Genomic DNA, 10,530 nt, shown 5'->3' with positions numbered 1-10,530 from the left:
CGGCAGATCGGTCGGCAGAGCGGGGGCGGAAGCCTGCGGCGGTCCAGCGGCTTCCGGCGCGCTTCGGGCCCTTCGAGGACTCGGGTCCTCCGGGGACTTCCGGCGCGCTGTGGGCGCTGTGGGCGCCTCAGGAGTGGAACGGCAGGCCCGCGTCGGCGACCAGTTCCAGGTCGTCCGTGTCCTCGGCGGGCAGCAGGGTCGGCGTGCCGTCGGTGACCGGGACGACGCCCAGTTCGATGAGCTCGGCCAGGGCCGCGCCACCCGCCATGTCCCGCACCTGGAGCTGGTAGCGGGCCGTGGTGCGGTAGGTGCCGCCGCCGTCGTCGCCGGTGCGCTGGAGGAAGCCGGAGTCGGTGAGGAAGGCGACCGCCTTGCCGACGATGCCGGTCGTGGAGCCGGCGAGGCGGCGCGCGTCCTTGGTGGCACCGGTCGCGCTGCGTCTGGCCCAGATCCGCCAGGCGGCCTCCAGACCGGGGGCGTCGGTCGCAGGGTCGCTGTTGTGGCCCTGTTCGTCCGCGCGCTCCTCCAGCCTGCGGCAGGCCTGGCGGACGAACGCGTCGACGCCGTTGACGCTCACCCGGCCGATGTACCCGTCGTCGGCGAGGTCCTCCGGCCGCGGGAACGCCAGCGCGGCGACCGCTAGGTGGGCCAGGCCGTGCAGGAAGCGGTCACCGGAATCCGCGGACGTGCGGCGCGCGTAGTCGCCCATGCGGACGGCGAACACCGAGTCCTCGGCCGCGGTCACGGCCATCCCCGCCCGTGACGAGACCTCCAGCACCACGAGCCCGAGGCCGGCCGCCACGGCGTCGGCGAGCCGTGCGAACGGCGGGTCCTCCCGGTAGCGGCGCAGCAGATCGGCGTACTCCTGGTCGCGCGCGGGCTGCACCTTGGGCTGGAGCCCGAAGGCGACGAGGCGCGCCGCGTCGGCGGCGTCGGCGGGGGTGACGGCGGCGGTCGCCGGAACGGGACCGGCGTCCGGCTCACTCCACTCGACGTACTCGCTCACGGTCGGGACTCCTTGTTGCGTCGGCGGTCGTTCGTTCGGTTCTCGGGCCGGCTCATGCCGCCTCCGTCCGGTCCGCCGCCATCCCGGCGGCGTCCAGGAGCGCGGTGCCGACGATCAGGGCGGCACCGCCGAACTCCGGGTCGTCCAGCTCGGTCCCGTCGTCCACGGCGAACAGCAACTTCTCCTCGCCCTGGCGGTAGGCCGTGCCCACCGCCGGGCTGGCCGCGTGGACGGCCAGCAGAGCCACCAGATAGGGCAGTTCCGCGTCGCGTCGCCGGGCGTCGGCGAGCAGCCCCGACAGCCGCCGCGGGGCGTCCGCCGGCAGGTCGAGCAGTTCCATCGCCGCCGCCAGCTGCGCCTCGCTGAACCGGCTGTCGTCCGGCGTGGCGATGAGGTCGGGCTCGGGCATCTCCGCGCCGAGGTGCTCGCGCTCCACCGGGGGTGTCAGCAGGATGTCGACGAGATCCGCGACCCGCACCGACACAGGCGTGCGCAGACCCGTCCCGCGGGCGAAGAACGCGTCGGTGACCCGGACCGCCTGCTCGACCGGCAGCGGCAGCACCGGGGCGACCAGATGTCCGTACAGGTCGATCCCGGACGTCGACATCGGGGTGGCGAAGGCCTGCCGGTCCTGCTCCGCACGGAACAGCGGCCCGGCCTCCAGCAGGCGCGACTGCAACTGCGTGTGGCGGCGGATGCAGTCCTTCACGATGTCGACGAGCTCGGCGGCGCGCCGCTTCTGCCCGGGGTCCTCGGACTCGTCGCGGGCCTTGCGGATGTTGGTGAGGATCGCGTTCTCGTGGCGGTAGCGGTCGGCCACGTGGTCGAGGGCTTCGGCGATCATGTCGGGCACGGAGTTGAGCCAGTCCACGGCCCGGACGTTGCGCCGGGTCGCGTCCAGCGCCCGGCGCAGGGTCTCCGAGTACTGCACGGTGCGGTAGCGGGCCTGCTCGGCGGCGAGCTGGGCGTCGGCCAGCCGGCCGCGGCTGATGAGCACCTCCAGCTTGACCTCGGCGGCGATCTGGGCGCTGGTGACATCGGTGTCGAGGGCGCCCACCAGGACGTTGACCGCCTCGTCCGTCGTGCGCAGGTAGACGCTGCCGCCGGGGCCGGGGACCTCCTCGATCAGCTTGAAGTCGTAGTCGCGGCGCACATAGCTGCCGTCGGTGGCGAACGTGCCGTACACGGCCCGGAAGCCGCGGTCGACGCTGCCGACGTTGATCAGGTTCTCCAGGACCCAGCGGGCCACCCGCTCGTGCTCGGCGGCGGAGCGCTGCGGGGCCTGGGCGGTGATGCGCGGGACGAGCCTGGCCACTATCTGGTCGTGGTCGGCGCCCGTGTCGAAGTCCATGTTCAGTGTGACGAGGTCGATCGCGGCGAGGGCGATCTCCGCCATGCCGTACACCGAGTACGCGCCCGCGAGGTTGGCCTTGCGGGCGTCGAGGTCGTGGATCGGCGCCGTGCAGGCGAGCGCGCGCAGCCGCCGCGCCAGTCCCTCGTCGGCGGCCGGACCCGGTGCAGGCCGCGGCGCCGCGCTGAACTGGGGCGGAACGCTGTCCGGCGATGCAGGCGAAGTCACGGTGCACAGACTAGGTCCTCCATCTGACAACGACCCAAACGACGCAGATGGGTCCCGGCGTCACGCTTGTCACACCACACCGGCGCCGCCTCCTCCACCACCGGCTCCGACGGCGACCGCGTCCGCGCCGGCCCCTGGTCCGGTCCGCCCGCACGGCCCCGACGGCGGCCCGCCGGGAGTCCCCCACACCCGCCCCGCGGTGGTCTCCCTCACACGCGCCCCGCCGTGGCCCCTCTCACACGCGCCCCACGGCGGTCTCCCCCACCCCCCGGCCGCCGGTCGCCGGAGCGACAGCCCGGCGGCGTACCCCCCGGTTCGCACCGCGCCCGGCTCCCATCGCGCCCGCCACGCACCGCCGGCTCACTCGGCCGCGGTGGCCGCCTCCTGCTCGCCCTGCCCGACCCTTCGCCGGTACACCTCCACGACCCGCTCCAGCGAATCCGCGAGATAGACCTCCAGCAGCTTTTCGGCCTCGCCCCTGTCCCCGTCCTCCAGCGCCCGGAGGATCTGCCGGTTGCGGGCGAGGTAGGGCTCGTGCAGCCGCCGGGGGTCGTCCACGACGTGGAAGGCCAGCCGCAGCTCGGCGAAGACACTGCGCATCAGTTCGTCGGTGCGCTCGCTGCCGGCCAGGGTGACGAGTTCCCGGTGGAAGTGGATGTTGGCCGTACCCACTGCTTTCCAGTCGTTCTCGGCGACCGCCGACCGTCCCTCGGCGACCGCCGCGGCCAGACCCTCCACCGCGTACGGCGGCTCCCCCAGACCGCGCACGACGGCGCACTCCACGAGGATCCGGGTGCGGTAGATGTCCTCGACGTCCTCGACGGTCAGGACCCGGACGAAGACGCCCCGGTTGAGCTCGTGGACGAGCAGACGTTCATGGGTGAGCAGCCGGAACGCCTCGCGCAGCGTGTTGCGCGAGACCCCGAGCGCCCCGCCGATGCTGTCCTCCGACAGCCGGGTCCCCGGCGGGAAGTAGCCGTCGGCGATGCGGCTTCTCAGGATGTCGGAGACGCGTTCGGCGGTGCTGGTGCGCCCCAGGAGCGCGCGGTCGTCGGCCAGTCCCGTCAGCTGCTCTGCCATGCCCGGAATTGAACCGCAGACACCAGGACGAAACAACAGGGGTATTGAGGGATCGTTGAACAATCCTCTACGGTGCTCCGCACGGCACGAGAACGCTCGGCGCCGCCCGGCGCGGCTCGCCACGACCCCGCACGGCATCGCACGACACAGCACGGCACGACAACGCACGGCATGACACGGCACGGCACGGCTCACCCCAGCACCCCTCCGTCATCCCTCTGTGAGGTGCCCATGAGCACGACCCCTCCACCTGAGGCCCTGGCCGCCGGCCACCCCACCACCACCGGTGAACACGCCGTCGGCGACGACGCGTCGGGCTGGCTGCGCGCCCTCGGTCCACGCGGCCGCCGCGCCTTCGCCGGCGCCTTCGGCGGCTATGCGCTGGACTCCTACGACTACTTCGCCCTCCCGCTGACCATGGTCGCGCTGGCCGCCCACTTCGGCCTGGACAGCGGCCGGACCGGTCTGCTCACCACCGTCACCCTCGTCGTCTCCGCCGTCGGCGGCGCCCTCGCCGGTGTCCTCGCCGACCGGGTCGGCCGGGTGCGGGCGCTGATGGTCACAGTGCTCACCTACGCCGTGTTCACCGTCGCCTGCGGCTTCGCGCCCGACTACGGGACCCTGCTGGTCTTCCGGGCCCTCCAGGGCCTCGGCTTCGGCGGCGAGTGGGCGGTCGGCGCGATCCTGGTGGCCGAGTACGCGAGTGCCCGGCACCGCGGCCGTACGCTCGGCGCGGTCCAGAGCGCGTGGGCCGTGGGCTGGGCGCTCGCCGCGGTCGTGTACACCCTGGTCTTCTCGTTCCTCGGCGACGACCTGGCCTGGCGCGTGATGTTCTGGACCGGCGCCCTGCCCGCACTGCTGGTGGTGTGGCTGCGCCGCCGGGTGCAGGACGCGCCCGAGGCGGCCGCGGTACGGCAGGGCAACCCGCGGCGGGGATCGTTCGCCGCGATCTTCCGGCGGGGCACGGCCGACTCTCCGGGACTGCTGCGTACGACGGTCTTCGCCGGCCTGCTCTCCACCGGCGTCCAGGGCGGCTACTACACCCTCGCCACCTGGGTTCCGACGTATCTGAAGACGGAGCGCGGTCTGTCGGTCGTCGGCACCGGCGGCTATCTGACCTTCCTGATCTCGGGCGCCTTCACCGGCTACCTCACCGGCGGTCATCTCACCGACCGGCTGGGCCGCAGGCCCAACATCTGGCTCTTCGCCCTCCTGTCGGCGGTGTGCATCCTGGCGTACGCCCACATCCCGGACGGCGCCGACACACTGCTCCTGGTGCTCGGATTCCCGCTCGGTTTCTGCATGTCGGCGATCTTCAGCGGCTTCGGCTCGTACCTGAGCGAGTTGTACCCGACGGCCGTGCGGGGCACGGGCCAGGGCTTCACGTACAACACCGGCCGCGCCGTGGGCGCCGCCTTCCCCACCACGGTCGGCTTCCTCGCCGACAGCTGGGGTGTGGGCGGCGCACTCGTCTTCGGCGCGATCGGCTACGGCATCGCGGCACTCGCGCTGCTGGGACTACCGGAGACGCGCGGGAAGGAACTGCTGTGAACGGTACGCAGGACCGCACCTCGCCCGGCACCACGGATCGCCCGCTGCTCCTCGCCGACGAGCACGCGCACGCGTGGAGCCCGAGAGCCGCCCGGACCCGGTTCCGTGACGGCCTGTCCGGTCCGACGGCCGGGGTCGCGGCCGGCCACACCCAGGTCAACCTGATCTCGGTCCCCGCCGACTGGGCGTACGACATGCTGCTGTTCTGCCAGCGCAACCCCAAGCCCTGCCCCGTCCTGGACGTCACGGACGCCGGCTCATGGACCACCGTCCTCGCGGACGGCGCCGATCTGCGCACCGACCTGCCGCGCTACCGGGTGTGGCGGGACGGCGAGCTGGTGGACGAGCCGACGGACGTCCGCGCGTACTGGCGCGACGACCTGGTGTCGTTCCTGATCGGATGCAGCTTCACGTTCGAGTGGGCGCTGTCCGGGGTGGGCGTCCCGCTCCGGCACATCGAGCAGGGCCGCAACGTACCGATGTACGTGACGAACCGCCGGTGCCGGCCGGCGGGCCGGCTGCACGGCCCGCTGGTGGTGTCCCTGCGCCAGGTCCCGCCGCAGCACCTGGCGGCCGCGATCCGGGAGAGCAGTCTGCTTCCGGCGGTGCACGGCGCTCCGGTGCACTGCGGCGATCCGTCCGGTCTCGGCGTCGCCGACCTGGCCCGGCCCGACTTCGGCGACCCGGTGGACGCCGAACCGGACGACATCCCGGTGTTCTGGGCCTGCGGGGTGACGGCGCAGGCCGCGGTGGTGGCCTCGCGGCCGCCGTTCGCGCTGACGCACGCACCGGGACAGATGTTCCTCACCGATGCCCGCGACGAGCAGTACCGCGTGGCCTGAGCAGGAGAGACGTGACATCCATGACCTCCATCGACCTGAACGCCGACCTCGGCGAGGGCTTCGGCCGCTGGCGGCTGACCGACGACGAACAGCTGCTGTCCGTCGTCACCAGCGCCAATGTGGCGTGCGGCTTCCACGCCGGGGACGCGGCCACCATGCGACGGGTGTGCGCGCAGGCGGCCGAACGCGGGGTGGCCATCGGTGCCCAGGTCTCCTACCAGGACCTGGCCGGATTCGGGCGGCGTGCGATGGACGTCCCGGCCGCCGAGCTGACCGCCGAGGTGGCGTACCAGATCGGTGCCCTGGAGGTGTTCGCCCGCGCGGCCGGCGCGCGCGTGGCGTACGTCAAACCGCACGGCGCGCTGTACAACCGCGTGGTGCACGACGAGGAGCAGGCGCACGCCGTCGTGGACGGCGTGCGCCTGGCCGACGCTGCGCTGCCGGTGCTGGGACTGCCCGGTTCGCGCCTGCTGGAAGTGGCCGCGGAGGCCGGGCTGCCGGCCGTCGCGGAGGCCTTCGCGGACCGCGCGTACACCGAGGAGGGCACCCTCGTGCCGCGCGACCGGGACGGCGCGGTGGTCACCGACGCGGCGGCGGTCGTGGCGCGCTCGGTGGGGCTGGCCCGCTCCGGTACGGTCACCGCCCACTCGGGGGCGCGTATCGAGGTACGGGCGCGGTCCCTGTGCCTGCACGGCGACACGCCCGGTGCGGTGGAGCTGGCCCGGCAGGTCCGGCGGCGGCTGGAGGAGTCGGGCGTGCGGGTGGAGGCGTTCGTATGAGGGCGCTGCCCGTGGGTGAGGACTCGCTGCTCGTCGAGGTCTCCTCGGGCGAGGAGGCCCAGGCCCTGCACGCCGAGCTGGTGCGCAGGCGGGCACAGGGCCTGCTCGTCGTCCGCGAGATCGTCCCGGCGGCCCGTACGGTCCTCCTCGACGGGGTCGCGGACCCGGACGGGCTGGCCCGCGAACTGGCCCGCGCCGAAGTGCCCGCCACGGTCCCGCGCGCCGCGGAGGTGGTCGACATCCCGGTGCGCTACGACGGCCCCGACCTCGCGGAAGTCGCCGCGCACTGGGGTGTCGGGGCGTGCGAGGTGGCGCGGGTCCACGCGGCCGCCGAATTCCGTGTCGCGTTCTGCGGCTTCGCCCCCGGCTTCGGCTATCTCACCGGTCTGCCGCCGGGCCGCGAGGTTCCTCGGCGGGCCACGCCGCGTACGGCCGTGCCGGCCGGGTCGGTGGCGCTGGCGGGCCCGTACACGGGGGTGTACCCGCGGTCGTCGCCCGGCGGCTGGCAGCTGATCGGCCGTACGGACACGCGGCTGTGGGATCCCGCGCGGGTGCCTGCCGCGCTGCTGTCGCCGGGTACCCGGGTGCGCTTCGTCGCGGTGGGGGGCGCATGACGGACCGCGCGCTCGCCGTCGTACGGGCCGGGGCGCTGACGACCGTGCAGGATCAGGGGCGTCCCGGGTACGCCCACCTCGGTGTGCCCCGTTCGGGGGCGCTGGACGGACCCGCGGCGGCGCTCGTCAACCGGCTGGTCGGCAACCCGCCGGAGGCGGCCGTCCTGGAGACCACCCTGAACGGCTGTGCGCTGCGCCCGCGTTCGGCGGTCACCGTGGCGGTGGGCGGCGCGCCCTGCCCGGTCACGGTGGACGGGCGGCCGGTCGCCTGGGGGGCACCGGTACGGGTGCCGGCCGGGGCTCTCCTCGACGTGGGAGCCGCCGTGCACGGCGTGCGCAGTTATGTGGGCGTCTGCGGCGGCATCGCCGTCGAGCCGGTCCTCGGCAGCCGCTCCACGGACCTGCTCTCGGGGCTCGGCCCGCCGCCGCTCACGGACGACTCGGTGCTGCCGGTGGGCCGGGCCGCCGGCCGGTACGCGCGCGTGGACAGCGCTCCGCAGCCGAGGCCGCCGGCGGAACTCGTCCTGCGGGTGACGCTCGGCCCGCGCGACGACTGGTTCACACCGCGGGCCGTACGGGCCTTCACCACCGGCACCTACCGGGTGTCGGCGGCGAGCAACCGCATCGGCCTGCGCACGGAAGGGCCCGCCCTGGAACGGGCCCGCCCCGGTGAACTGCCCAGCGAGGGCATGGTCCTGGGCGCGGTCCAGGTGCCCCCGGACGGGCGTCCCGTGGTCTTCCTGGCGGACCACCCGACCACCGGGGGCTACCCGGTGATCGGGGTCGTACGGGCCGCCGACCTCCCGGCGGCCGCGCAGGCGCTGCCCGGGGTCCCGGTCCGCTTCGTGGCCGTGCGCCGGCGCTCCTCCGGGCGCCCGGGGCCCGTCTGACCGCTCCCGTCCGCCCCGCCGCCCTTGGGTGGTGGACGACGGGAGCGGCCGGACCGCGGGGATAACCGGACCGGCCCTACGCCACGTCGGCCTGATCGACCGACGACAGCGCGGCGAGTGCCGTGGAGACGGCCGCCGAGGCCCGCAGGTCGAGCCGGGCGCTGGTGCCGCGTGCCCGGTGGCGCATCTCGTCGGCGGCCAGGGTGAGCAGCTGCGGCAGCAGGTCGGTGCACCGCCGCATCACCCAGGCGGTGCCTGCGGTGGCCAGCCACAGCAGGCTCGCCGACCTGGTCGGCGCGGGGAACTCGGGCTCGGGCGAGGGCGCCGCTCCCTTCGCGACGCCCGCCTGCGCCAGCAGGTCGTGGAAGCGCACGGCCAGCTGCCGGTGCCCGCGCTCGCCGGGATGCAGCCGGTCCGAGCTCCACATGGCGCGGTCGGTGAGCCACTCCTCCCCGGAGGCGTGCAGATGCACCACTCCGTAGCGCTCGGACAGCGCGTGCACCACCGCGTTGACCGCGCGCTGGCGCCGGGCGAGCGGCCGGGCCAGGGCTCCGGGGAGCCGGAGCATCGACCCCGGGTCGGGCAGGCAGGCCGTGAGCAGGACCGCACGCCGCGCGGTGAACGCCGCGTACACCTTGTCGAGCCGTTCGGCGACGGCATGGATGTCGAAGGTGCAGCGCAGCGTGTCGTTGACGCCGATCACGACGGACACCACGTCCGGCTCCAGCAGGATCGCGTCCTGCGTCTGCCGTTCCAGCACGTCGCGCGTCTGCGCCCCGCTGACCGCGAGGTTGGTGAACTCCACGGGCCCGGCGGCGAGTCCGGCGGCGAGCAGCGCGGCCCAGCCGCGCCACTCGGTGCCGTCCACCGGGTCGCCCACGCCCTCGGTCAGCGAGTCGCCGAGGGCCACGAAGCGGACGGGTCTCATGCGGCGCCCTCCGGCACGGCAGGACGCGTCCGGACCGACGGCACGTGAGCGTCGTGTGCGGCCAGGAACGCCGCGACCGCCGTGTCCCAGCCGAAGCACTCCGCACGCGCGCGTGCCACTTCACGCCGCTCGGCCTCGGACCGGGACAGGAGGGTCTCGACGGCGTCCGCGAAGGCGTCCCCGCTGTCGGCCGCGGTGGCGCCGGCCGCCCCGATCACCTCGGGCAGCGCGGAGGACGCGCTCGCCACCACCGGGGTGCCGCACGCCATCGCCTCTAGCGCGGCGAGCCCGAAGGTCTCGGCGGGGCCGGGTGCCAGCGACACGTCGGCGGAGGCCTGGAGCGCGCCGAGCAGTGAGCGGTCGGCGACGTGTCCGAGGAAGGTGACCGGCAGTCCCCGCTCCTTGGCGCGCTGCTCCAGGCGGGGCCGCAGGGGCCCGTCGCCCGCGACCACCAACACCGTCTTCCGGCCGCGCCGCAGCAGCACCTCCAGAGCGTCCAGCGCCGTGCCGGGGCGCTTCTCCACGGACAGCCGGGAGCACATGACCAGCAGTGTCTCGTCCTCGCGCGCGTGCAGGTCGCGCACGGCCGGGTCGCGCAGCGAGGGATGCCGCTGCACCAGGTCGACACCGAGCGGAGCCCGTACGACGTTGCGGGCGCCGATGCGGACGAACTCCCGCTCGGCGAACTCGGTGGTGCACACCACGCGCGCGTAGGTGTGCGCCGTCCGCACGTTGAGGGCGTCGGCGGTGCGGCGCGCCGCCCGCTCCGACAGGCCCCAGGTGCGCAGCACCCCGTCGGCGGTCTCGTGGGAGACCATCACGGCGGGGACCCGGGCGCGCCGCGCCCACCGGCCGGTCCACCGCAGGGTCGTACGGTCGGACACCTCCAGCCGGTCGGGGCCGAGTTCCTCCAGGAGCCGGGCCACGCGCCGCTTGTCGGTGAGGACGCGGTAGCCGCCGGTGCCGGGCAGCAGCGGGCCGGGCAGGGTGATCACCCGGCCCTGCTCGGTCTCGCTGTCCGTGTGCCGCTCGCCGGGCACGATCAGGACCGGCTCGTGTCCTGCGGCCTTGAAGCCCTTGCCCAGCTCGCGCAGCGCGGTGCGCAGCCCGCCGGAGGCGGGGGCGACGAAGTTGGCGAGCCTGACGATGCGCAACCCGCTCATGCAGCCCTACCTTCTTGAGTGCGTCCCAGGAGTTCGCGACTCTGGGGTCGCGCGAGTGGGGCAGGGATGGTTTTCATGCTTGCTGCCCTTGATGGCTC

At 74.3% G+C, this 10,530-nt stretch carries 10 protein-coding genes; 5 read left to right on the top strand and 5 right to left on the bottom strand.

Going from position 1 to position 10,530, the window contains the following annotated elements; genetic code table 11:
• Nucleotides 1-127 precede the first annotated feature (127 nt).
• The 3 genes from ABT085_RS11560 to ABT085_RS11550 all read right to left on the bottom strand — a co-directional run bounded on the left by ABT085_RS11560 (nucleotide 128) and on the right by ABT085_RS11550 (nucleotide 3,665).
• Complete coding sequence (locus ABT085_RS11560; protein WP_351604786.1) at nucleotides 128-1,006, bottom strand: hypothetical protein; 879 nt, start codon at nucleotides 1,004-1,006, stop codon at nucleotides 128-130.
• Between the two features lie 52 nt (nucleotides 1,007-1,058).
• Nucleotides 1,059-2,585: a hypothetical protein gene (locus ABT085_RS11555; RefSeq protein ID WP_351604783.1), complete on the bottom strand. Its 1,527-nt coding sequence runs from the start codon at nucleotides 2,583-2,585 to the stop codon at nucleotides 1,059-1,061.
• Between the two features lie 360 nt (nucleotides 2,586-2,945).
• A complete protein-coding gene (locus ABT085_RS11550) occupies nucleotides 2,946-3,665 on the bottom strand; it encodes a GntR family transcriptional regulator (protein ID WP_351604780.1) in 720 nt (239 codons plus the stop codon).
• Between the two features lie 231 nt (nucleotides 3,666-3,896).
• Here ABT085_RS11550 and ABT085_RS11545 point away from each other — a divergent pair, with 231 nt between their 5' ends.
• The 5 genes from ABT085_RS11545 to ABT085_RS11525 are packed head-to-tail and all read left to right on the top strand — an operon-like array spanning nucleotide 3,897 to nucleotide 8,341.
• Nucleotides 3,897-5,216, top strand: a complete 1,320-nt coding sequence (locus ABT085_RS11545; RefSeq protein ID WP_351604778.1) for an MFS transporter — start codon at nucleotides 3,897-3,899, stop codon at nucleotides 5,214-5,216.
• Nucleotides 5,213-6,058 (top strand): putative hydro-lyase, encoded by an 846-nt coding sequence (locus ABT085_RS11540; RefSeq protein ID WP_351604775.1) that lies wholly within the window; start codon nucleotides 5,213-5,215, stop codon nucleotides 6,056-6,058. Before ABT085_RS11545 ends, ABT085_RS11540 begins: the two co-directional genes overlap by 4 nt.
• A gap of 20 nt (nucleotides 6,059-6,078) precedes the next feature.
• Nucleotides 6,079-6,837 carry a LamB/YcsF family protein gene (locus ABT085_RS11535; RefSeq protein WP_351604773.1) on the top strand — a complete coding sequence of 253 codons (759 nt, stop codon included), beginning with the start codon at nucleotides 6,079-6,081 and terminating at the stop codon, nucleotides 6,835-6,837.
• Nucleotides 6,834-7,451 (top strand): 5-oxoprolinase subunit B family protein, encoded by a 618-nt coding sequence (locus ABT085_RS11530; RefSeq protein WP_351604770.1) that lies wholly within the window; start codon nucleotides 6,834-6,836, stop codon nucleotides 7,449-7,451. Before ABT085_RS11535 ends, ABT085_RS11530 begins: the two co-directional genes overlap by 4 nt.
• Nucleotides 7,448-8,341, top strand: a complete 894-nt coding sequence (locus ABT085_RS11525; protein WP_351604768.1) for a 5-oxoprolinase subunit C family protein — start codon at nucleotides 7,448-7,450, stop codon at nucleotides 8,339-8,341. The genes ABT085_RS11530 and ABT085_RS11525 overlap by 4 nt, the downstream gene beginning before the upstream one ends.
• Nucleotides 8,342-8,417: 76 nt before the next feature.
• Here ABT085_RS11525 and ABT085_RS11520 read toward each other — a convergent pair whose 3' ends face one another.
• A complete protein-coding gene (locus tag ABT085_RS11520; RefSeq protein WP_351604765.1) occupies nucleotides 8,418-9,269 on the bottom strand; it encodes an SGNH/GDSL hydrolase family protein in 852 nt (283 codons plus the stop codon).
• Complete coding sequence (locus ABT085_RS11515) at nucleotides 9,266-10,432, bottom strand: glycosyltransferase (protein WP_351604762.1); 1,167 nt, start codon at nucleotides 10,430-10,432, stop codon at nucleotides 9,266-9,268. Before ABT085_RS11515 ends, ABT085_RS11520 begins: the two co-directional genes overlap by 4 nt.
• Between the last annotated feature and the right edge of the window lie 98 nt (nucleotides 10,433-10,530).

Source organism: Streptomyces sp. NPDC002265, assembly GCF_040296125.1.
Taxonomy (GTDB): Bacteria; Actinomycetota; Actinomycetes; order Streptomycetales; family Streptomycetaceae; genus Streptomyces.
The sequence above is the reverse complement of the archived record's forward strand: the minus strand, read 5'-3'. Positions and strand labels throughout refer to the sequence as shown.

Bases quoted from the DNA above. Each gene is read 5' to 3' on its own strand.
- ABT085_RS11550 (WP_351604780.1), bottom strand. From the start codon at position 3,665: ATGGCAGAGCAGCTGACGGGACTGGCCGACGACCGCGCGCTCCTGGGG.
- ABT085_RS11545 (WP_351604778.1), top strand. From the start codon at position 3,897: ATGAGCACGACCCCTCCACCTGAGGCCCTGGCCGCCGGCCACCCCACC.
- ABT085_RS11535 (WP_351604773.1), top strand. From the start codon at position 6,079: ATGACCTCCATCGACCTGAACGCCGACCTCGGCGAGGGCTTCGGCCGC.
- ABT085_RS11530 (WP_351604770.1), top strand. From the start codon at position 6,834: ATGAGGGCGCTGCCCGTGGGTGAGGACTCGCTGCTCGTCGAGGTCTCC.
- ABT085_RS11525 (WP_351604768.1), top strand. From the start codon at position 7,448: ATGACGGACCGCGCGCTCGCCGTCGTACGGGCCGGGGCGCTGACGACC.
- ABT085_RS11520 (WP_351604765.1), bottom strand. From the start codon at position 9,269: ATGAGACCCGTCCGCTTCGTGGCCCTCGGCGACTCGCTGACCGAGGGC.
- ABT085_RS11515 (WP_351604762.1), bottom strand. From the start codon at position 10,432: ATGAGCGGGTTGCGCATCGTCAGGCTCGCCAACTTCGTCGCCCCCGCC.